The organism is Acinetobacter sp. P8-3-8 (assembly GCF_000214135.1).
Lineage (GTDB): Bacteria > Pseudomonadota > Gammaproteobacteria > Pseudomonadales > Moraxellaceae > Acinetobacter.
Window position 1 is genome coordinate 1 of sequence record NZ_AFIE01000034.1, and the last position, 22,256, is coordinate 22,256.

General features: G+C 36.5%; 18 protein-coding genes. 9 read left to right on the top strand and 9 right to left on the bottom strand.

The window, feature by feature from the left end:
- Positions 1-235: 235 nt before the first annotated feature.
- The 4 genes from GGG_RS0113130 to GGG_RS0113145 are packed head-to-tail and all read right to left on the bottom strand — an operon-like array spanning position 236 to position 3,995.
- Complete coding sequence (locus GGG_RS0113130) at positions 236-1,267, bottom strand: alpha/beta hydrolase (protein ID WP_010115532.1); 1,032 nt, start codon at positions 1,265-1,267, stop codon at positions 236-238.
- Positions 1,267-2,412: a YdcF family protein gene (locus GGG_RS0113135; protein WP_010115533.1), complete on the bottom strand. Its 1,146-nt coding sequence runs from the start codon at positions 2,410-2,412 to the stop codon at positions 1,267-1,269. The genes GGG_RS0113130 and GGG_RS0113135 overlap by 1 nt, the downstream gene beginning before the upstream one ends.
- A 12-nt stretch (positions 2,413-2,424) precedes the next feature.
- On the bottom strand, positions 2,425-3,453 hold the full coding sequence (gene murB, locus GGG_RS0113140) for a UDP-N-acetylmuramate dehydrogenase (protein WP_010115534.1): 1,029 nt from the start codon (positions 3,451-3,453) through the stop codon (positions 2,425-2,427).
- A gap of 26 nt (positions 3,454-3,479) precedes the next feature.
- Positions 3,480-3,995, bottom strand: coding sequence for a low molecular weight protein-tyrosine-phosphatase (locus GGG_RS0113145; RefSeq protein ID WP_029574580.1), 516 nt, complete (start codon positions 3,993-3,995; stop codon positions 3,480-3,482).
- Between the two features lie 120 nt (positions 3,996-4,115).
- On the opposite strand from GGG_RS0113145, the gene GGG_RS0113150 reads away from it, so the two are divergent.
- From GGG_RS0113150 to GGG_RS0113160, 3 genes are all read left to right on the top strand, one after another.
- Positions 4,116-5,273, top strand: a complete 1,158-nt coding sequence (locus GGG_RS0113150; RefSeq protein ID WP_010115537.1) for an iron-containing alcohol dehydrogenase — start codon at positions 4,116-4,118, stop codon at positions 5,271-5,273.
- A 432-nt stretch (positions 5,274-5,705) separates the two neighbouring features.
- Positions 5,706-6,509: an OmpW family protein gene (locus GGG_RS0113155; RefSeq protein WP_010115538.1), complete on the top strand. Its 804-nt coding sequence runs from the start codon at positions 5,706-5,708 to the stop codon at positions 6,507-6,509.
- Between the two features lie 109 nt (positions 6,510-6,618).
- Complete coding sequence (locus GGG_RS0113160) at positions 6,619-7,062, top strand: thioesterase family protein (protein ID WP_010115540.1); 444 nt, start codon at positions 6,619-6,621, stop codon at positions 7,060-7,062.
- A gap of 14 nt (positions 7,063-7,076) precedes the next feature.
- On the opposite strand, the gene dnaX is transcribed toward GGG_RS0113160, so the two are convergent.
- On the bottom strand, positions 7,077-9,338 hold the full coding sequence (dnaX, locus tag GGG_RS0113165) for a DNA polymerase III subunit gamma/tau (RefSeq protein WP_010115541.1): 2,262 nt from the start codon (positions 9,336-9,338) through the stop codon (positions 7,077-7,079).
- Positions 9,339-9,579: 241 nt separating this feature from the next.
- Here dnaX and GGG_RS0113170 point away from each other — a divergent pair, with 241 nt between their 5' ends.
- Positions 9,580-10,572 carry an MFS transporter gene (locus tag GGG_RS0113170; RefSeq protein ID WP_010115542.1) on the top strand — a complete coding sequence of 331 codons (993 nt, stop codon included), beginning with the start codon at positions 9,580-9,582 and terminating at the stop codon, positions 10,570-10,572.
- A 246-nt stretch (positions 10,573-10,818) separates the two neighbouring features.
- On the opposite strand, the gene GGG_RS0113175 is transcribed toward GGG_RS0113170, so the two are convergent.
- The 3 genes from GGG_RS0113175 to GGG_RS0113185 form a co-directional block, all read right to left on the bottom strand.
- Positions 10,819-12,084 carry a serine hydrolase gene (locus tag GGG_RS0113175; protein ID WP_010115543.1) on the bottom strand — a complete coding sequence of 422 codons (1,266 nt, stop codon included), beginning with the start codon at positions 12,082-12,084 and terminating at the stop codon, positions 10,819-10,821.
- 93 nt (positions 12,085-12,177) lie between these two features.
- Positions 12,178-13,032 (bottom strand): MaoC/PaaZ C-terminal domain-containing protein, encoded by an 855-nt coding sequence (locus GGG_RS0113180; RefSeq protein ID WP_010115544.1) that lies wholly within the window; start codon positions 13,030-13,032, stop codon positions 12,178-12,180.
- Positions 13,033-13,190: 158 nt separating this feature from the next.
- A complete protein-coding gene (locus GGG_RS0113185; protein WP_010115545.1) occupies positions 13,191-14,582 on the bottom strand; it encodes a 3-oxoacyl-ACP reductase in 1,392 nt (463 codons plus the stop codon).
- Between the two features lie 239 nt (positions 14,583-14,821).
- Here GGG_RS0113185 and GGG_RS0113190 point away from each other — a divergent pair, with 239 nt between their 5' ends.
- The 5 genes from GGG_RS0113190 (at position 14,822) to GGG_RS0113210 (ending at position 20,900) form a co-directional block, all read left to right on the top strand.
- Complete coding sequence (locus tag GGG_RS0113190; RefSeq protein ID WP_029574581.1) at positions 14,822-16,354, top strand: acetyl-CoA C-acetyltransferase; 1,533 nt, start codon at positions 14,822-14,824, stop codon at positions 16,352-16,354.
- Between the two features lie 284 nt (positions 16,355-16,638).
- Positions 16,639-17,811, top strand: a complete 1,173-nt coding sequence (locus GGG_RS0113195; protein WP_010115549.1) for an iron-containing alcohol dehydrogenase — start codon at positions 16,639-16,641, stop codon at positions 17,809-17,811.
- 253 nt (positions 17,812-18,064) lie between these two features.
- Positions 18,065-18,895 carry an SDR family oxidoreductase gene (locus GGG_RS0113200; protein WP_010115551.1) on the top strand — a complete coding sequence of 277 codons (831 nt, stop codon included), beginning with the start codon at positions 18,065-18,067 and terminating at the stop codon, positions 18,893-18,895.
- 168 nt (positions 18,896-19,063) lie between these two features.
- A complete protein-coding gene (locus tag GGG_RS0113205; protein WP_010115552.1) occupies positions 19,064-19,897 on the top strand; it encodes an SDR family NAD(P)-dependent oxidoreductase in 834 nt (277 codons plus the stop codon).
- A 40-nt stretch (positions 19,898-19,937) separates the two neighbouring features.
- On the top strand, positions 19,938-20,900 hold the full coding sequence (locus GGG_RS0113210) for an alpha/beta hydrolase (protein ID WP_010115553.1): 963 nt from the start codon (positions 19,938-19,940) through the stop codon (positions 20,898-20,900).
- Positions 20,901-20,932: 32 nt separating this feature from the next.
- Here the strand turns inward: GGG_RS0113210 and GGG_RS0113215 are convergent, their stop codons facing one another.
- Positions 20,933-22,114 (bottom strand): transcriptional regulator, encoded by a 1,182-nt coding sequence (locus tag GGG_RS0113215; RefSeq protein ID WP_010115554.1) that lies wholly within the window; start codon positions 22,112-22,114, stop codon positions 20,933-20,935.
- Between the last annotated feature and the right edge of the window lie 142 nt (positions 22,115-22,256).

Below are 22,256 nucleotides of genomic sequence, written 5' to 3' on the forward strand. Positions count from 1 at the left end.
AGTGATAAATAAGACGCAATAAACATTTAACAACTTAACCCTCTAAGCTAAGTTCGTTTGCTGTATCGCGTCGGGATGCTGGCTATTCTATACAGTTTCAGAATCAACACAACCCCTAATTCAACAAAAACATTCCGGTTGTATATTTTTTATACCAAAACATTAAAAAGATATACTTTTCACTTATTTTTTAATCATTTTCAGTAAAAATTAGCTTTTATTCACATTCCTTAGCCTATTCAAAATATTCTCCAGAAGATTGTGCATGTAAAAAAGCTGGAATCAACCCCGTAAGTGCTGCACGAATATCTGCTCTTTCATTAATAAGCTGATGAGAACCCTCTTCCAATATCAGCAGAGTTTGCAATCTAAATTGTCTACGCACAAATTCAATATTGTATTTCCAATCGACAGTTTGGTCTTGTGCACCTTGTGCTAACCAAACAGGAATACGACATTTCGGATAGGCTTCCATGTCTTGCATCCATTTTGACATCGCTAAAATCCAGTCCATCCCCATCATTTTAGGTTGCAGTGGATCTTTAAGTCGCACAAATCGGAGAAATTCAGGATTATGATTGTTTCTTTTAAAATGTCGTGGCACTTCTCTTTTTATTCTACGAATAATGCCTAAACCTATTGAGTTATGCCACCATGCTGTTTTTGCAGGACGAACCAAAGGAGATAATAAAAGTACTCTTCCTACAATTGGGTTTTCACGTTTTTGAGCATACTCAAGTAAATGATGCATCCAAATCGCACCACCTGTGCTTTGTCCTACACCTAGCCACGGCTTAGGAAGCTGTTCAGCATTTTTAACATACTGATAAATTGCATGAAGAACTTGTTGGTAATGATCAAAGTTTTTAATATTGGCTGGCGAACCATCACTCAATCCATGTCCTGGTAAATCATAGGTAATGACACTAAAACCTTGTTCTAATATTTCTTTGATAATCGGTTGATAAATTCCGCTATGCTCTAAATAGCCATGCAATAAACAAACCGTACCTTTCAGTTTATCTATTTTCGGTTTAAAAACTTGAACATGTAATTTAAATAATGACATTTCTACAAAACCTTGCCATTGCTCGCAATCAAGCTGATCAAAACCATAGAGCCGTTGATATGCTTTTATTTCTTTATTTGGCACATAATCACGATTTAAATTGAGTGCTTCCAGTAGTTGAGGCGTGGTATCTCGACTTGGTACAGGTAAATCAAGTTGTTTTAAAATTGTAGGATTTAAAAAAGGAATATCTGTCATCATGGCACCTCTCTACAGCCACTAGAACCAAACAACATATCTCGAATTGTTGCTAAAGTTTCGTAGTTTGCTCTGCGACTATGATCATAATTTTGTTGGCTAGGTTGCCACGACGTTAATTGAGTTGGCATTGGTGCTTCAACAGGAATTGTTTCAATACCATTTAATGCAAATAATCTACGTGTTCTTGGCATATGGTAACGATCCGTAATTAACAATACCGTTGGCGCACCACCTTTTTTCTGTAATAGCAAAGAACTAAAACGTGTGTTTTCACAAGTATTCATGCTTCTATTTTCTAAGAGTTTTGCTTCCACACCACGCTCAGCTAACCATTTCTGCATATAAGGTGCTTCTACGCCACTCAACACAATAGGTAAATTGACTTTCTTTTCTAGGTCAAGTGTTGTTTCCAAACGTAATTTTGTATATGGATTCACAATAATATCTTTTTGATTTTTGTCTAAAGTTAAGCCACCGCCCAGCACAACGATTGCATAAGGCTGGCTAATTGATTTATTTTTTTCAGCATTTTCGTTTTGCACAATAGCGATATCTTCTTGTACTTGCGATGCAACCAATTCACTGGCTGCATGTAATTCTGAATCAGGTTTAACTTCTTTTAGTTTATATGTTGTGAGGAAAATAAGATATTCATCCATTAAGGCTTTATTATCTTCACTATTCAGATCCAATAATGCTTTAACGGCTTCAGTAGATTGATCGGCACTCACCTCTGAGGTAGCTTGTTCTGCAACCAATGGAATCATTGGTTTTTCTTCCGCATCTTGTTCTTCTTGTTGTTCTTTTAAAATTTTTTCCTGTAATGCTTTATAACGTAACCCTAGTGTAGTCATCCCCTCAGTATTTTTACTGTTAATTTCTTGTTCCATGAGTTTGAGATAAGCTTGACGTGCAATCCATAAGTCAGAACCAGGCTCTAAGTTCTCAGACTCAGATAAAGCAGCATTTTGTTGACTTTTGGCCGCAACTTGATTCACTTCGACAGGTACAAAAGTGTTGAGCAGCTTAACCATCATATTCGAATAAAAAGGCGTGTACCAAAAAACCATTAAACAGCCGAAAAATACAAATAATATTGCAATTATTCGTACCAGTCTGACCATCCAATGCAGTTTCACCATAAATTTACTCACTTAATGGTTTTGAATTAATCCGAACTCATTAAAAAGTACGGGCTCGGGTTCCAAATGCACACCAAATTTATCAAAAACATCTTTTTGTACAGCCTGATATGTTGCTTTCACATCTGTTAAATTCGCATTGGCATAATTCACCAATACCAGTGCTTGCTTTTCAAACATACCGACTTGATTTAAGCGTTTACCCTTCCAACCTGATTGATCTATAAGCCAACCTGCGGCTATCTTAACCTGATTCCCTGTCTGAGGATAATGTGGAATATTTGGGAATTTTGCAATCAATTGTGAAAATTCTGTTTGATTTATAATTGGATTTTTAAAAAAGCTGCCAACATTTGGATAATCTTTAGGGTCAGGTAGCTTGCTTTGTCGAATTTGAATCACTTGTTTCTGCAAGTTTTCAGCAGTGACCTCATCGCCCATTGCCGTTTTTAAATCACCATAATTCATTTTCAAATCTGGTGTTTTAAGCAACTTAAATACAACATGTGTAATTACATAACGATTTGGGTCATCTTTAAAAATACTATGACGATAGGCGAAATGACAATCTGTTGCCGAGATTGACTTCACTTGATTGAATTGACGATCAAATACTTCTACAGACTGAATAAATTCACCGGCTTCAACACCATAAGCACCGATATTTTGCACAGGTGATGCGCCAACTAACCCTGGAATTAATGCTAAATTCTGTAAACCATACAACTGCTGTTCAGTCGTCCACAATACAAAATCGTGCCAAACTTGTCCCGCACCGACTTTCAGTGTTTTGCTCTGATCATCTTCATTTAAAAACTCAATACCTTGAATATCCATTGCCACAACAAGCGCTTGAATATGTTCAGGCAGCATCATATTACTGCCACCTGAAAGTAACAGCACATTTAAATCATTATTTTGGGCGAATAATAAAGCGTCTTGAAGCGCCTGAATCGATTGAACTTTAATAAAATGTGAAGCAATTGAGTCCAAACTCAAAGTATTGAAAGGTTTTAGTTGAACCTGAGATTCAATATTCATAACTAACTTAAATTCCTAAAATGATTTCAATAATTTGTATTGGACTGTTGTTGGAACACATTGACCCAAGCTAAGCTACTCGACTCACATTGATCCAGCACTCGTTCAAAGCCATCGGCCTCACCATAATAAGGGTCTGGTAAGGCTTGCTGAGGGTATTGAGTATCATGCTCACTCATCAAAGCAATTTTAGCTTTAATACAATGTGGCTCATATTGATGCATCGCTTTTTTCATGAGCTGTTGAATATCATCAAAATTTTGATGATCCATCGCTAATATTAAATCAAATTCTAAAAAGTCATTTATTGTTAATTGACGCGCACGTAATCGAGAAAGATCAAACCCTCTTTTTAGAGCATGTTTTTGACTACGTTCATCAGGCGCTTTATTGGGATGATAATTACTGGTTCCAGCAGAATCCACAAGGACATTGAGTCGGTTTTCGTCACAATAATGTCGTAAAACCACTTCCGCAGTTGGTGAACGACAAATATTCCCTAAGCACACACACAAAACCTTGTATGGCATTTTGGATGACATAACAACCCCAAATGATCATTTCTTTTATAAAGGCTTATGTTAAGTTATTTAAGGTAGGAATCCTATAGAACGATAAAACAATAGTGTTTAATTTATGATGATAGATTAAGGATAATACATATGAACCATTTTCAATTTCAAACAGTAGCCAATATCGTTTCAGGACTCGGATCAATTCAAGAGCTCAATAGCATCCTAGCGCAAAAAAATTATAAAAAAGCCTTAATTGTCACCGATTCAGGAATGATTCAACATTCCTTACACTTAGCTTTATTAAAAATACTTGAACAAATCAATCTAAATTATGAAGTTTATTCTGATGTTCAGGCCGATCCAGCTGAACATATTGTTTTATCTGCATCTGAATTTGCCAAACAAAGGCATGTTGATGTTGTGATTGGCTTTGGTGGTGGTAGTTCTATGGATGTCGCCAAGCTGATTGCTATTTTAGCTCATCCAAATCAATCACAAAGCATTCAAGAAATGTACGGGGTAAATAATGTTAAAGGCCCACGTTTACCTTTAATTCTCATCCCAACTACAGCAGGTACTGGTTCAGAAGTTACCCCTATTTCCATCGTTACAACTGGTGAAACAACAAAGGCTGGTATTGTCTCACCTATTCTTTATGCCGATGTTGCTATTTTAGATGCAACATTTACCACTGGATTACCTGCACATATCACTGCTGCGACAGGGATCGATGCCATGGTGCATGCCATTGAAGCCTATACCTCTAAAATTAAGAAAAATTTTTATGCAGATATGCTCGCAAAACAAGCATTAAAACTACTCAATAAAAACTTAAAATTGGTCTTACACGATGGTTCAAATTTAGAAGCACGTCAAAATATGCTGCTGGGTTCTATGCTTGCAGGTCAGGCTTTTGCCAATGCACCTGTTGGTGCAGTACATGCTTTGGCTTATCCTTTAGGCGGGCATTTTCATCTTTCGCATGGACATACCAATGCCTTGGTCTTACTCGAAGTATTAAAATTTAATGCTCCTGAAGCCAAACAACTCTATGCTGAATTAATGCAATGGCTTAACCCTTATAGCCAAGGCAGTACCGATGGTTTATGTGACTTATTTATTGATCATATGCAAAGTCATTTAGAGCAAAGTGGCTTAACACTAAAGCTCAGGGATTTAAAAGTACAAGAACATCAATTGGAAATGCTTGCAAATGATGCCATGCTACAAACTCGCCTTTTGCAAAATAATCCTAAAGATTTGACGCATACCGATGCACTTCAAATTTACCGTGCAATTTATTAACAGCCTTTTGTTCCTCATTTTTTGACGACAAGGGTTTATATAAAATCTGAAATACCCATTGTCAAAAGCTTCTCAATGTATTGAGAATTGGATATTAACTTTATGAAAAATTATTAAGACTTGCATTAATTCTCAAATATTTAAACGCATAGCCATGTATTCACATGGTTATTTCTTATAAAGTGCATAAAAATAACTCACAAAATTCAATTTATGTTCTATTTTTTGAACAGTCAGTTTAGACAAAAAAACGCTTAAACAATAAATAAAATATTATATATTAATTATTTATAAAATTTAATTATATTTTTTATGACTAAACAGTAGCATTTTTTAATGCCATTTTCATTTAATTTTTAAAACAATTACTCTAGAATCGCTGCCGATCTTGATCGGGAAATCAAGACAGTCGACAGTATTGGAAATAATTCTATGAACAAATTTACATTAGCAATCCTCCCTTTAGCAATAATGGGTTTAAATACAGCGACTCATGCCGCAACTTCTGACGGTAAAACATTTGCTGTATCTGCAGGTTGGCTACATGTTATGCCTCAAAGCAATTCGCAAGGCGTAAATGGTAAAACTGGAAATAGCCCTTATCTTGGTGCTTTAGCGAATTTACAGTCAGCAAATCCAGATGCTGGTTTCGAAGTACAAGATTCTGATACTGCAGGCTTAATGCTTGATTATTTTGTAAATGACAACGTTTCATTAGAATTAACTTTGGGTGCACCACCTGAAATGGAACTTGCAGGTCAAGGTAATATTACTGTTCATGGCGTAAAAGTTATTGATTTAAGTAAATTTGATAAAGCAGCAACGACTGATGCTTATACTCCTACCATCTCTGGTCGTTACCACTTTGGTGCAATCAGCAATAAAATCCGTCCATATGTAGGCGTAGGATTAATGTATGCACATTTCTCTAATGTAGAAACTGATCCTGCAATTAATACTGCGTTAAAAAATTCACCTCTTGGCCCATATAACCCAAGTTTAGGTAAAGTAAAAGTTGACGATGCATTAGCGCCTGTTGCAATGCTTGGCGTTGACTACAGCATTACCAAAGACTGGTATGCTACGGCATCAGTATCTTATGCACACTTATCTACATCTGCTGAATTAAAAGTAAGTGGTATGACACCAGCGGGTAAAACCACGTTGATTTCAGGAAAAAGTGATATCGAAATTAAACCAATTGTGACTTATATCGGTATTGGTTACCGCTTCTAATCCTGTAAATAAAACACTTTCTAGCCCATTAAATCCTTTTGTTTAATGGGCTTTTTCATATAGCATGACAATAATTAAACCTAAACAATAAATTCTAGAAGCCTTGCATATGAAACCAGAAATCAAAAGCCGTGCTCAGTACAATTTTTTATTCCCCATTCAGACACGTTGGGCAGACAATGATATCTATGGGCATGTAAATAATGTGACTTATTATAGTTATTTTGATACCGCAGCCAATGCATTGCTCATTCAACATGCTGCTTTTGATATTCACAATTCACCGATTATTGGCTTAGTTGTAAACTCATCATGTAATTTCCTAGAAGAGCTCACTTACCCAGAAATTATTGAGGTTGGTGTAGCCATCTCGAAAATTGGTAACTCATCTCTTACTTATGACCTTGCTATTTTCAAACAAGGTCAACAAAACGCTTCTGCACAGGGTCAATTCGTTCATGTCTTTGTAGAACGTGAAACGAAAAAAAGCACCTCGATTCCTCAAGGAATGCGAGATGCTTTAGCGCCTTATTTAGCTCAATGTTTCACTTGATTTAAGCTTTCCGATTAAGACTTCAATTGAATATTTTGCAATTGACCATCAAAAGCTTCGACTAAACTTTTTACAATTGGCTCTTGATGTAACATTTCAGCCGCACGCTGAAATGCCTTCACCTTACGCTCATTTTGCATCAAATAAGGTGTTGTAGACTCAACATCACCATATTCAACACTAAATACAGTATTAACCCATTGCTGCTTCATGGCTGCTTCGAGATCAAACTGCGCTTGTCCAAGTAATTTTTCATATTTTTTAGGAATATGAAAAATAGATTGAGCATTAATCTGTCCAGTCATTAAGCCATGCTGAGCAAGCTCTTGCACAGCAGGTGAAAGCATACTGTTTCTAAACCAGTATTCCCACTTATCAACTGTCCATTCCCCTTCTAAAATTTGGTTTTTTAGCGTTAAAATTTCTTGAGGGCTTTGTTGATGGTTTTGTTGGTGGTTCGCTGATACAAATTCATTTGCGACTTTATCAGCAGTTGCATTTTCAGAATTGTTTTCAATAGCTAATTCAAACTCATGAACGTGTTCAATTGCTTGATTTGAAATTACTTGATTATGTTCTTGGCTATATTCTTGATTCTGCTTTTGATCCGTCTGCCCTGTGCTTTCAGGTGCTAAAAAGAATACATCCTGTTGCGTTGTCGCTTGTACAGTTTGCACTTCCTGAGCAGTTGTAGAAATTGTTTCACCACCAAATAAACTTAAACTTGGCTCTTCAATTGCTTGGGTAGATGAATGCTCAGTTTCAGCGTGTTGATTTGATAATGTTTTGTTCTGCTCAACAAGAGAAGTTTCAACAATATTTTCTTGAATACTTTCAGTTAAACCTTGAGTTTCAGGCAAATCTTGCACTTCATCATCTAAAAAATCATCACTATTGGGTTCATTATCAATAACATGATGCTCAGACAATTCATCCTCAATTTCTTCAAAAGCAGGATCAAAGCCTTGATTGATATTTTGAGTTGCATGAGACTGAGTAATATTTTCGATTACATTTACTGTATTTTCTTCTACTGTAGTTGTTGATTCTAGCTGTTCTGATTGAACAGTCGATTCTTCTTTCTCAATTGAAATTGTTGTCGTTTGAGTCTGAATATGGCGATCAACGTGAACTGTTTCAGCTTCTATTTGTCGTTGATTCGTTTGTTGTTGAACAATAATTTCATTGTTTTGTATCGGTCTAAATGCCAACAGACGCAATACGGTCATTTCAAAACCTTGCTCTTGCGTTACAGCCAATTGTAATTCGGCACGTCCTTTACAAGCGATTTGATAATACAATTGTAAATCTTGCGCAGAAACCAACTGTGAAAGTTGCATGATTTTTTGGTTAATTTCAGCACTGTATTTTAAGCTCAACTCTGGCAAATATTGCAACATTGCCAATTCATGCAATGTTGAAATAAATTGATCTAAAACCAAAGACACATCTAAAGCTTGTTGTCTAAATTGCAATAAAAGTTGACTGACTCGCTCACGCTGATTTTGATGAATTGCTAAAATCAAATCATAGATGATCGTTCTGTCGATTAAACCCAACATTTCTTTGACATCTTGATGATGAATCGCACCTTGTCCGTAGGCAATTGCCTGATCGGTTAATGACAATGCATCACGTAATGAACCTTGTGCAGATTCAGCAATTTGCCAAATCGCATCTTGTTCAGCGTCAATATGTTCTTTATTTAAAATATCACCTAAATGATGGGTAATTTCATCTACAGCCAAAGGACGCAAAGTAAACTGCAAACAGCGTGAAATGACAGTGATCGGTAATTTTTGAGGATCTGTCGTTGCAAATAAGAATTTGACGTGTTCTGGTGGCTCTTCCAATGTTTTAAGCAAAGCATTGAAAGAATGCGTAGAAAGCATATGCACTTCGTCAATTAGGTAAACTTTAAAACGTCCCTGAGTAGGCGCATAAGGTACGTTGTCTAACAACTCACGAGTATCTTCAACTTTGGTCCGTGATGCCGCATCAATTTCAATCAGGTCAATAAAACGACCTTCATTCACTGCTTTACAGGTTGCACAAACTTCACACGGCGTTGAAGTAATACCTGTTTCACAATTCAAGCATTTCGCTAAAATTCGGGCAATCGTGGTTTTACCCACACCACGTGTCCCTGTAAAAAGGTAAGCATGATGCAAACGACCACGATCTAAAGCACTGGTCAGCGCACGTGATACGTGATTTTGTCCGACCAATTCATTAAAGTTGCGTGGGCGATATTTACGTGCAAGTACCTGATACATGAAAGCTCCTAGTTACAGGTCTTAGGATACTGTTTTTTATCACTAGAGTGAATTAAAAATGCTAAATCAATCATCATAAGTTGAAATAGAATTCAATAATGAGGGCTTGATGGTTGAAACCAAGCTTTTCATAAGATTAATCCATTGTTTTTGGTCATTTATAGTTAAAAAATATTCAACATATCCTGTTGTATTCTCTATCGCTTGTCTTTACCATCAAGAAAAACTTTAGAAAAATCAAATGCAGGAAAAGGCTTATACAAAACAATTTATTGTGTTTTCCACACTTTATTACTTGGGGGTAAATTTATCCATCTTTATTATGCCCTTATATTTTAATGAGAATAATGCAGTAAAAAGTTATGGACTGGCTTATGCAAGTATGTCTTTTGCAGGAATATTTGCAATATTTTTAGGTAGAATCGTAGATAAATTCAATTGGATCACCACACTTAGCTTGAGTATCGTTCTTTATGCTTTGGCGCTACTCGGTCGAGTCATTACCAATGAATATTTAGCTGTTTTAATTGCTTTTATTGCTGGGCTTTCAGCATCTACAGGTGTTTTAAGTCTAAAAAACTGGATGGCATATAGCACTCAAACGCATTTGACCAATCGTCTTGTGCTCTATCGTAGCTTAATTTTTCATTCAACCAATTTATTCTCAATCGTTTTAGTATTAATACTTGCTTATATAACACCAAATAAAAACCATCTGTACTGGTCATTATTGATTGTGTCTGCAAGCATGGTTTTTATTTCATGGCTATTCTTTTTAAAAATTAGACATAATTATCATATTGATCAGCATGAAAATAAAAAACTTTCCAAAATTAAATTTAATCCGATTGTTGTGCTGTTCTGTTTAAATATGATTTTTTCAGGATGCTATTCAGGTCTTATTAAACCTTACCTGATCCTTCTTTTCATCAAGAAAGGATTTTCTGACGAATATTCAATTTTCATCAATTTAATGATTGTTTTTTCACAAGTTATTTTCACCACCATAGTCATTAAAAAACTTAACTTCTTTTCAAAATCTCCAATCAAATTACTGATTACTTTAGAAATCATCTTATTACTTAGCTATTTATTTATATATTTTGAATATTCTGAAATGAGTATTTTTGTACTGTTATTTATCTTTATTTTAAGAACTTTCCTATTATCTACCAGCACATGTACTGAAGAAATCATTCACATGCAATATATTTCAAGAGAGCAATTTGCATGAGTCTTTGGATTATTACTCACCTTGTACTTAATCGGTGATTCATTGGGCGCCTTTATTTCATCTTTAGTTTTTAATTATAATTACTTGTATATGTTTTTAATTTCAGCAGCTTTTATTTTACTCAATCTCATCGCATATATCTTACTGAGCTTTGCAGTAAAAAAGCACCATCAAATACAATAGTGCTTTTTACAGATAAATCATTTGATTGCTTTTAAATGAGCAGAATCATTCAAATGAATATAATCAAAACCAACCTTTACTGCCTTTAATCTCGGCATCTGCACAACGTAAAGTTTCTTGCGTTAAACCCCACAGACGATAATCACCTGTAATTGAACCAATTTTAAAATTATGTGTATAAGCAAAACTTAATTCACGCTGTGGATCACACCAAGCCCCTGAACCATTATAACCAATGTGACCAAAGCCTTTTTTAGCACGTTTACCCATTGTAATAACACGGTGATAACCTAAGCGCCACTTCATCGGGATTGGCATCACACGATCACGTTTAATAGATTGAATACGACTTAATTCAGCAAAAATTTCAGGTTTAATGAGAACTTTCCCATTCCAAATACCATTATTTGCCATCATCGCATATATCTTTGCCAAACTATTTGCAGTAAAAACCCCATTGGCAGCAGGGATAATTGCTTGCAAGCCTTGATCACTAAAGAAGCTAAAATCACGCATGCCTTTTGGCACCATGGCATCTAAAAAGTCTTGTGGATTCTGACCACTTAATTCGATTACTTTATCTGAAAATGAAAATTTAGATTTACTTTTTGTTTTAGGTTTTTCAGTTTGAGTTTCTAACTTTTGTATAGCTTCAGCTTTAGGAATTAAACGCGCAACACGACCTAATTCAGATTCAGGAAGACCAAAATAAACACCATCTAGCTCAAGTGGTTCAACCAAATATTTTTGCAATAAAGCTGCTAAAGGCTGCTGAGTTGCTTTTTCAAGCACGCCTCCCACTAACCAGCCAAATGTTAATGCTTGATAGGCAATATCTGTACCGACTGGAAAACGTGGTGTTGCTTGCTCCATCACCTGTAACATGTGTTGCCAATCTACCATTTCAACCGCTTGATCAATCAAGTTGCGAATATCATATAGACCACTTTGATGACTTAAAATATGACGCAAAGTCATACTTTCCTTACTATTTTGACCAAATTCAGGCCAAAAACTCACGATCGGCGTATCGTAATCTAAAAAACCTTCACTCACGAGAATATGCGCTAAAGTTGCAATAATTCCTTTGCCTGTTGAATAACAAACCGATAAAGTTTGACTGTTCCATTGTTCAGAATCGGATTTTTTTCCTGTATAAATATCAACAACTTTCTCACCTTGAAAATAAACAGCTAAAGCAGCGCCACCTTGCTCTACTCGTCCATCTTGCAAACGACTAAATTGCTCAGCCAAGTCTTTAAATCGATGATCTACATAACCTTGATAATTTAGTTTATTCGCAAAAATAACGTCTTTTATACTGCTCATTTTCCTTCCCTATCTTATCTCATTGTCATTGCTTTTCTTATTTTATAAAAAAGCCCAAATCATCTCGATTTAGGCGCTCTATTCTATTTTAATTTAAAGGGGTTTGACTATACCCGAAACATGCGGCTTATGTGATTTCTGATTTCGTATCAAGAAATCAGTTGCTTTACCCTCTTCAGCTGTTAAAAACTCAACTGTTGATGGTAAAAATATAGGTAATTTAAAAGCAACATCAACTTCATAAGCATCAGGCAAATTCAAACTTGCCAAAGCACGTGCCTTACTCCACATACCATGTGCAATTGCTTGTTTGAAACCAAACGCTTTAGCCGTAACGGCATGGATATGGATCAAGTTAAAATCACCTGAAATTTTTGCATAACGGCGACCTGTATTTTCAGAAATATTCCACACATCTTTGACTGAAAAATTAGGTTCTTTCTGATCTTTTGCCTTTTCTGTCGTTGAATTTGCTGTTTTTTGACGCGCTAAATAGGTCGTTACACCTTCAACCACAACTGCATTGCCTACTTTTACAGTAGTAATAAAATCAAACTGCAAACCCTTATCATGTGGCTTTAATTCGCCAAATTTACATGACAATGTCAGTTGCTCATTTACACCAACTTTACGTGTTTGTTTCACAATATTGCGAATATGAACCAAACCCAAAAGTGCAAACGGGAATGCTTCCGTTGTCATCATGCTCATTTGCAGACTTTGCGACAATACTGTTAAATAAATTGCTGGAATATAACCATTATTTTTAAAGCCACAAACTTCGTTATACGCTTTTAAATGATCAGCATCAACTTTAAAAGAATCCACCACATATTCAACTTGCGGTAGAACCTTTTCACCTTTCGGCTTTTTGAAAATAAGACCTTGAATAACTTTGGTATAAGCTAAATAAGGCTTTGGAAGTTGACTAAAATGGCGAGTATTCATACTAAACCTTTAAATATTTATCGTTATTAAAAAGTAGCTTCTCAATAAAGAAAATGTCAGGAAGTTTTTACAGTTAGAATCATCTAAATACAAAAACTTCCTGCCTTTACCCTGCTTGGACGATAGTAAAACTCAAGCAGAAGTACTTTTCATTTTACTTATGCACCCAACAAGCTTTGGCCACAAACACGGACAACATTACCATTTAAACCTGTAGATGCTGTAGATGCAAATAAAGCAATTGTTTCAGCAACATCGACGGGTAAGCCACCTTGACTCATAGAGTTCATACGACGACCAGCTTCACGGATTGCAAAAGGAATCGCAGCAGTCATTTGAGTTTCGATGAAACCAGGTGCAACAGCGTTAATGGTAATACCATCTTTTAATACAGGTGCAGTAAATTTCACTAAACCAATCACGCCAGCTTTAGACGTTGCATAATTTGTTTGACCTAAATTACCTGCAATACCTGAGATTGAAGATACGCAAACAATACGACCATTGGCATTTAAACCATTATTTGACAATAAATAATCGTTAATACGTTCAGCAGCAGACAAGTTAATGTTAATCACAAGATCCCACATTTCAGACTTCATATTTGCCAAAGTCTTGTCACGAGTAATCCCTGCGTTATGAACGATGATGTCTAAACCACCTTGTGCCGCAGCAGCAGCTTTGATTTTTTCACCTGCATCCGCAGCAGTAATATCAATTGCTAAAGTTGAACCACCGATTTCAGCAGCAACACGATCAAGATCAGCTTGTTGTGGTGGAACATCTAAACAAATTACATGCGCGCCATCACGTGCCAATACATGTGCAATTGCTTCACCAATACCACGGCTCGCACCTGTAACCAAAGCAGTTTTGCCTGCAAGTGGTTTAGCCCAATCGACATCAACAACTGTAGCCTTAGATACACGAATCACTTGACCCGATACATAAGCAGAACGTGGAGATAATGCAAAACGTAATGAAGATTCTAAGTTTTGAGCAGCATCTGCATCAACAAGGATCAAATCTGCTGCAATCCCTTTTTTAAACTCTTTACCAACAGACTTAACAAAACCTTCCAAACCACGTTGAGCAATCGCTTGTTTGATTGTTGGCGCTGTTTCTGGCGTTAAACCGACAACAATGACACGACCAGACGTTGCAATTTGACGTGCGATTGGGCTGAAGAATTTGTGTAATTCATTCAGTTGTTCAGAGCTTTCAATACCAGAAGCATCAAAAACAACTGCTTTAAATTTAGACTCTTTATCACCTTCATTGAAAGCGCTGACATTCAAACCTGATTTTGCAGCAGCTTGCTGTAGTTCAGCATTGTTACCTGCATAAGTATTTGCATGAATATTACTTAAAACTTGAGCAATCTCACCTGTAAACTTACTGTTTGGTGCAGCACCCAATAAAACAGCGCCTTTTACAACAGGCGTTGCTGACTCAAAACGGTCTAATTGAATTGGAGATGGTAAACCTAGGTTTTTAATTACAAATTTACCAATTGGAGATTTTGCAAAAGTTTGGTATTGATCAGACATGATTATTATCTCTATAACAAATTAGTTTTGTACGGCTCTTAAGGTATCTTTTAACTTTAATACAATCTCAGATACTTATAATATAAAGACCCATAACTTTCAGGTAAATCATACTTGAGTTACAATAATGTTGACTTGACCTGAAACAATCCTCAAATGTCATTATAGTCAATTCAGCACATTATTGATTATGTTAATGTAAGCATTAAGAAGATTATCCACATGCTTGGAAAAGCCTTATGAGCAAAACAACTCAAGAAAATCCAACAGTAGAGAATTCTACAAAAGAAACTGTGTCAAATACATCAAAAACTCGTACACGCACGAGTAGCGCTAATCGCACTGTTTCAAATGCAACAAATAGCACAAAAAAGCCAAGTACTCCTACGGCTTCTACTACACGTAGAAAAAGTGCGCCGACAAAAAAAGCTGAAATATCTTCAACGTCGAAAACACAAACTTCTGGTCAACAGGACAAAAATATGAGTCAAAATACTGTTCGTCGCGTAGCAATCATCGGTGGTAACCGTATTCCTTTTGCACGTTCAAATGGTCCTTACTTCAAAGCATCTAACAGCGATATGCTTACCGCTGCGTTAAATGGTCTTGTAGAGCGTTATAACCTTCAAGGTCAACGCTTAGGTGAAGTTGTTGCAGGTGCTGTACTTAAACACAGCCGTGACTTCAACATGACGCGTGAATGTGTACTAGACACTCAACTTTCTCCAGACACTCCTGCTTATGATGTTCAACAAGCGTGTGCAACCGGTTTACAAGCTGCTTTCCTTGTAGGAAATAAAATTGCATTGGGTCAAATCGAAGTCGGTATCGCTGGTGGTGTAGATACAACTTCAGATGCGCCTATCGCACTGGGTGATGGTATCCGTAAAGCATTACTTGAGTTGAATATTGCAAAAACGGGTAAAGACCGTTTAAAAGCACTTTCTAAAATCAATGTAAAAGATTTAATGGATGCACCTAAAAATGGTGAGCCACGTACTGGTTTATCAATGGGTGATCATCAAGCGATTACTGCTTTAGAATGGGGTATTGCTCGCGAAGCTCAAGACGAACTTGCAGCATCTTCACACCAAAAAATGGCTAAGGCATACGAAGAAGGTTTCTTCGATGATCTTATGACACCATTCCTAGGTTTGACTAAAGACAATAACCTACGTCCAGATTCTTCTGTAGAAAAATTAGCAAAACTTAAACCAGTTTTTGGTAAAGGTGAAACTGCAACAATGACTGCAGGTAACTCTACGCCATTAACAGATGGTGCATCTGTTACCCTACTTGCTTCTGAAGAATGGGCAAAAGCAAATGGTCATGAAGTTTTAGCATATTTAGCATATAGCGAAACTGCTGCTGTTGACTTCATTGGTAAAGATGGTCCAAAAGAAGGTTTATTGATGGCGCCTGCTTATGCAGTTCCACGTATGCTTGAGCGTGCTGGTCTTACACTTCAAGATTTTGATTTCTACGAAATCCATGAAGCGTTTGCATCACAAGTGCTTTCTACTCTTAAAGCATGGGAAGATCCTAAATTCTGTAAAGAACGTTTAGGTTTAGATGCACCATTAGGTTCAATTGACCGTTCTAAATTAAACGTTAAAGGTTCTTCTTTAGCTGCTGGTCACCCATTCGCTGCAACAGGTGGTCGTATTCTTGCTACTGCTGCAAAACTTTTAAATGAAAAAGGTTCAGGCCGTGCATTGATCTCGATCTGTGCTGCTGGTGGTCAAGGTGTTGTTGCGATTGTAGAAAAATAAGTTTTCCTACATCCATTTAAATAAAAAGCATCCTTAGCGTAATCTAAGGGTGCTTTTTTAATGTATTTATAAATTGAATCATAAACTAAATATCAGAACAAAAATAAAATAGTTTGAAAATCCACACCCCATAAAACCTACTAAGCATATGTTTTTAAAATAAAAATAATTTGGTAGGTTTTTAGTAGGTATCTCCAAACCCTGCGAACGACAATACTCAATCTCAAGGTGAATATCACCTGTCGGGATTACAACATAACAATGATGGTAGAAGGAATCGCACCATGGCTTTTAAAAATATTGCAGATCAAACGAACGGTTTTTATATTCCTTGTGTATCACTTTTTGGGCCGGGTTGTGCCAAAGAAGTTGGAATTAAAGCACAAAATTTAGGCGCAAAAAAAGCACTGATCGTCACAGATGCAGGTCTTTTCAAATTTGGCGTTGCCGACATTATTGTCGGTTATTTAAAAGACGCTGGTGTAGACAGCCATGTCTTTGCAGGCGCAGAGCCAAACCCTACAGATATCAACGTACACAATGGCGTCAAAGCCTATGATGATCATGGTTGTGACTTTATCGTTTCGCTTGGCGGTGGTTCATCACATGACTGCGCCAAAGGGATTGGTCTAGTCACAGCAGGTGGCGGACATATACGTGATTATGAAGGTATTGATCAAAGTAAAGTACCAATGACGCCATTGGTCGCGATCAATACAACTGCGGGTACAGCATCAGAAATGACACGTTTCTGTATCATCACCAATACAGATACACATGTAAAAATGGCGATTGTCGATTGGCGTTGTACACCTCTCGTTGCAATTGATGACCCTAAACTCATGATTGCAAAACCTGCTGCGCTGACTGCTGCAACAGGTATGGACGCTTTAACACATGCCGTGGAAGCTTATGTATCAACAGCAGCAAACCCAATTACAGATGCATGTGCTGAAAAAGCCATTAGCATGATCAGCGAATGGTTAAGCCCTGCTGTTGCTAATGGAGAAAATATTGAAGCACGTGATGCTATGGCATATGCACAATATTTAGCAGGTATGGCATTTAACAATGCATCATTAGGCTATGTACATGCGATGGCACATCAACTTGGCGGTTTCTATAACCTTCCACACGGTGTTTGTAATGCAATCTTATTACCACATGTCTGTGAGTTTAATTTGATTGCATGTCCAGATCGTTATGCAAAAATTGCTCAGCTCATGGGGGTTAATACTGAAGGTTTAACGGTCACTGAAGCTGCATATTCTGCTATTGCTGCAATTCGTGAATTATCTGCTTCAATTGGTATTCCTTCAGGACTTGCTGAACTCGGCGTAAAAGCTGAAGACCATGCTGTGATGACCAGTAATGCACAAAAAGATGCGTGCATGTTGACCAATCCACGTAAAGCTACTGATGCTCAAGTGATTGGTATTTTTGAAGCAGCAATGTAAATCCTTCCAAGCTTCCTTGTTTACTGCAACTTAGGAATATTATTTCGGTAATATTCCTTTTTATTTTTCCTTCTTTTTTATTACTTATAATTTGAATTTTCAGATGAACAATAACAAAAATATTTTTAAATCAGTTAAATACGAAAGCATTTTGTCTTCGACTAAGCAAAATTAAGAATAAATATTGACAATTCATATTGTCTAAATGAAAATCAAGCATCTTATTTAAAATAAAATGCATGGTATCTTTCAAATGAAAACAATTATTATCACAGGTGCCAATACTGGCATTGGTTTAGCCACAGCTAAAGAATTTATCAAAGATGGACACCATGTCATTATTGCTTGTCGAAATGTACAGAAGGCTCAACAAGCCAAACAACAGTTGGAAAGTTTCGGCACAGGCAAAGTTGACATTATCCAGCTGGATCTTAATAGTTTAGAAAATGTCAATCAAGCTGCCAATTCCCTTATTGAAAACTATGAAAAAATTGATGTATTAGTCAACAATGCTGGGCTCATGACACCAACACTTGAAGCCACAGAAGAAGGCTATGAAAAACAATTTGGCGTAAATTATTTGGCGCATTTTTTATGGACAATCAAACTTTTGCCTCTTGTGCAAAAGGCAGAACGTGGGCGAATTATTCATCTTGCGTCGATGATGCATCTACTAGGTTCCATTAAACCTGAGATTTTCAAAGCTGACCAAGTCAAGCAATACAATGGTGTACGCAGCTATGGCAACAGCAAATTAGCAAATCTTTTGTTTAGCAATGCATTGGCTGAAAAGTTACAAAATACACCAGTCACCAGTAATGCTTTACACCCGGGTGGTGTAGATTCTGAAATTTATCGTGAATTACCTAAATACCAATATAAAGTGATTAAATTATTTTTAATCCCACCCTCTAAACCTGCTCAATTGATCAAAAAAATTGCTTTTGATCCAAGTTGGAACAGTAAAAATGGCGATTATGTGAGTTTACAAACGCCTGCTATAAAATCTGCTAAAGCCAAAGATATGCAATTAGCACGCAATTTATATGAACAATCTTTAGCCTTGGTACAACATTATCTTTAAAGACAACATAACGACTTACAAAAGCTATGGGTTTCTCTACATCAAATGCGTAATATCGGTTTTGGGTGTGGAGAAATTTAAGCAAAAAACTAGAGTTTTGCTGATTAAACATAAAACCAAGTAAGTTATAGAGCTTAAAATTTTTGTTAAAACAATGAGAATATAAAGATGAAAAAAACAATTTTAATTACGGGTGCCAATGCAGGAATTGGTTTAAGCACAGCTGAAGAATTTGTAAAAGAAGGTCATCATGTCATATTAGCTTGTCGCAATATGGAAAAAGCTGAACAAGCCAAACAACATTTGCAAAGTATTGGTACGAGTCAAATCGATTTGGTGCAACTGGATTTAAATAGCCTTGAGAAAGTCAATCAAGCAGCAGATGAAATCCTGTCAAAATATTCACATATCGATGTTTTGGTAAATAATGCAGGTTTAATTTCTCAGAACTTAGATGTCACTGAAGATGGTTTTGAAAAACATTTCGGTGTGAATTTCTTGGGTCATTTTTTATGGACGTTGAAACTACTCCCTGCTGTTAAAAAATCAGTACAAGGTCGAATCATTCATCTGTCTTCGATTGGTCATTGGGGTGGAAGCATTCAGCCTGAAAAGTTCCTTGCAAAGAATAATAAACATTACATCATGTTCCCTAGTTACGGTAGCAGTAAGCTTCAAAACTTGTTGTTTAGTAACCTTCTTGCCACTCAACTCGAAGGAACAAATGTGACCAGTAATGCATTACATCCTGGTGCTATTGATTCAGAACTGTATCGTCAATTGCCTAAATTTCAATATATGTTTGTTTCCATGGTTCTTATTCCATCATCAAAACCTGCAAAATTAATTAAAAAAATGGCTTTGGATGAAGCATGGGCCACCAAGAATGGTGAATATGCCAGTGTACAAACACCTGCTTGGGCATCTAAAAAGTCCAAAGATATAAAACTCGCACAACATCTTTATGATTTATCCTATGATTTAGTGAAAACTTATTTGTAATGTGTTATTAAATTTCATATGAATAAGATAGGAATGAATAATGATAACGCAGTCACATGAATATAAACCTGATGTCTTAGGCGCAGGATATGAGCAGCTCACGCTCAACTTCCCAGATGATTATGATGGCAAAGTCACTGCTACATTGGTTCGCAAAAAAGCTGATCAACCCACTCAAAAAGCCGTTCTATATATTCATGGTTTTATAGATTATTTTTTCCAAAAAGAAATGGCAGAACAATTTAACCAACACGGTTACGATTTTTATGCACTCGATTTAAGAAAATATGGTCGTTCTCATCTGGCACATCAAAAATATTACTATGTGCTTAATTTAAATGAATATGATGCTGAAATTACTGAAGCACTGAATATCATTGGACAAGAAGGTCATAGCAGTGTTGTTTTGTCAGGACATTCAACAGGTGGTTTAACTTCTACACTTTATGCTGCACATCATCCAAAGCACCCGTTGATTAAAGCGCTGTGGTGTAATAGTCCGTTTTATGACTTCAATATGCCACTTTGGAAGAAAAAGTTAGCATTGCCTAAATTAAGTGCTTTGGGGAAACGCTTACCCAAATTACAGTTTCCAAGTGAACTCAATAAGTGGTATGTGACCAGTCTGCATAAAGACTTAAAAGGTGAATGGGACTTTGATTTAGAGTGGAAAAAGAAAACTTATCCAAAAGTTTATTTAAGTTTTATTCGTAGCATTTATGAAGCTCAAAAAGAAATTCATACAGGTGTGCAAGTTAATATTCCTGCTTTGATTATGCATTCGCATAAAACCACATATCCAAAGAAATTTAATCAAGATGCACAAACAACCGATGTTATTTTGGAAGTTAAAGACATCATTAAATATGGAAATAAATTACAAGGTGATCTCACTGTAATGACAATTCAAAATGGATTGCATGATTTAGTGTTGTCAGCACCGCCTGTTCGTGCAGAGGTTTATCAAAAACTATTTGAATGGCTTGCCCTAAAAGATCTTTAATTCAGAGCTCAATCCGATTGGCATAAAGTGCATCATTGCTCATCTTTATATTTCATGAGTATTTGATGTGCTGGATGTCCTAGAGGTGTAAGTTCAATTAAGCGTTCAACCGCATCGATTGCCTCTGGAAAATGTGCCAGATGTTTAAGCAAACTGTCAGTTTCATTGGCTTTAAAAATTGCTTCACTCAATCGAGATTCTAAACAATCACGCCATGCACATAAAAATGGACTTTCTGTCTTCGCTAAGAATACACCTTTACATAACTTTAAAGCAGATTCCATATAACCTGAATCTAAAGCATTTTCGGCTTGTAAAAAATCTGCTTCGACATGTGCCAATAAACGATAAGGTCGAGAACCTAACATTCCCCCTAAAATATCACGTAACTGTGACATTTCTGCCTTTAAAGTACCGACACTCACCTTACGTTCACCATAAATCGCTTGATGTAAATTCTCCAAATTCATGCCCTGTGGGCACAATGCAAGAATGGTCAAAATTTCGATTTGTCGTGGTGTGAGTACCACAATTTTGCCATTGAAAAGCACTTGAGGCACTGAAAAGGCACGAATAAATAAATGTTGTTGCTGAAACTCTAATAATGCAGTTTGGATAATGGATGCACAGCGTTCAGCAGCCAAAAGTCCCAAACTATTATGATGATTCCATGTGGTTGAAAGATCGATGACGCCAAGCACTTGTTTTGAGTAAGGATCGATAATCGGTGCGGCATAACAGACCCAATCATGGATCGAGGACATATAATGTTCATTGGAAAATACGCAACTCGATTGTTGGGTTTTGAGTGACAATGCTAAAGCATTGGTACCCACCAACTCTTCACGCCACTGCCCACCTTCAATAAAATGTACACGCTCAGCGGCATTACGCATTTGACCACTTGCCGCCGACCAAATAATGGTACTTCCAACATCCCCAACCGCTGCGACCATTGAAGACTGTTCTGCAATATGAGTTAACTCGCTTTCACAATGTTCTAAAGCAACTTTGAGAACACTTTTCATGCTTTGTTTTTGAATGACTAACGGCGCAGCATCCCGATCTTTTGGAATTTCAGCAGAATTTGAACGTTGCCAAGAGCTTGCAATACTTTGCCCGAGTTGATCTGCATGTTTTAAAGACAAACTACTGCTTTGGCGTAATTGCTCAATCAAGTTACGTTTCTTTGTTAATTCTTGTTGACTCAACATATGCGACATTCCTATGTAATTTGTCTAAAACTTCCTCTTTTCCCTTTTATTATTTTTGGGCTTGCTCACAATAATCACAGTAGCACACTCTATAGATGAGCCGTCAACTCATCTCATACCAAAGCTGTATAAAGCTAATAAA

Coding starts and splice junctions, on each gene's coding strand:
- GGG_RS0113130 (WP_010115532.1), bottom strand. CDS start 1,267: ATGACAGATATTCCTTTTTTAAATCCTACAATTTTAAAACAACTTGAT.
- GGG_RS0113135 (WP_010115533.1), bottom strand. CDS start 2,412: ATGGTGAAACTGCATTGGATGGTCAGACTGGTACGAATAATTGCAATA.
- murB (WP_010115534.1), bottom strand. CDS start 3,453: ATGAATATTGAATCTCAGGTTCAACTAAAACCTTTCAATACTTTGAGT.
- GGG_RS0113145 (WP_029574580.1), bottom strand. CDS start 3,995: ATGTCATCCAAAATGCCATACAAGGTTTTGTGTGTGTGCTTAGGGAAT.
- GGG_RS0113150 (WP_010115537.1), top strand. CDS start 4,116: ATGAACCATTTTCAATTTCAAACAGTAGCCAATATCGTTTCAGGACTC.
- GGG_RS0113155 (WP_010115538.1), top strand. CDS start 5,706: ATGAACAAATTTACATTAGCAATCCTCCCTTTAGCAATAATGGGTTTA.
- GGG_RS0113160 (WP_010115540.1), top strand. CDS start 6,619: ATGAAACCAGAAATCAAAAGCCGTGCTCAGTACAATTTTTTATTCCCC.
- dnaX (WP_010115541.1), bottom strand. CDS start 9,338: ATGTATCAGGTACTTGCACGTAAATATCGCCCACGCAACTTTAATGAA.
- GGG_RS0113170 (WP_010115542.1), top strand. CDS start 9,580: ATGCAGGAAAAGGCTTATACAAAACAATTTATTGTGTTTTCCACACTT.
- GGG_RS0113175 (WP_010115543.1), bottom strand. CDS start 12,084: ATGAGCAGTATAAAAGACGTTATTTTTGCGAATAAACTAAATTATCAA.
- GGG_RS0113180 (WP_010115544.1), bottom strand. CDS start 13,032: ATGAATACTCGCCATTTTAGTCAACTTCCAAAGCCTTATTTAGCTTAT.
- GGG_RS0113185 (WP_010115545.1), bottom strand. CDS start 14,582: ATGTCTGATCAATACCAAACTTTTGCAAAATCTCCAATTGGTAAATTT.
- GGG_RS0113190 (WP_029574581.1), top strand. CDS start 14,822: ATGAGCAAAACAACTCAAGAAAATCCAACAGTAGAGAATTCTACAAAA.
- GGG_RS0113195 (WP_010115549.1), top strand. CDS start 16,639: ATGGCTTTTAAAAATATTGCAGATCAAACGAACGGTTTTTATATTCCT.
- GGG_RS0113200 (WP_010115551.1), top strand. CDS start 18,065: ATGAAAACAATTATTATCACAGGTGCCAATACTGGCATTGGTTTAGCC.
- GGG_RS0113205 (WP_010115552.1), top strand. CDS start 19,064: ATGAAAAAAACAATTTTAATTACGGGTGCCAATGCAGGAATTGGTTTA.
- GGG_RS0113210 (WP_010115553.1), top strand. CDS start 19,938: ATGATAACGCAGTCACATGAATATAAACCTGATGTCTTAGGCGCAGGA.
- GGG_RS0113215 (WP_010115554.1), bottom strand. CDS start 22,114: ATGTTGAGTCAACAAGAATTAACAAAGAAACGTAACTTGATTGAGCAA.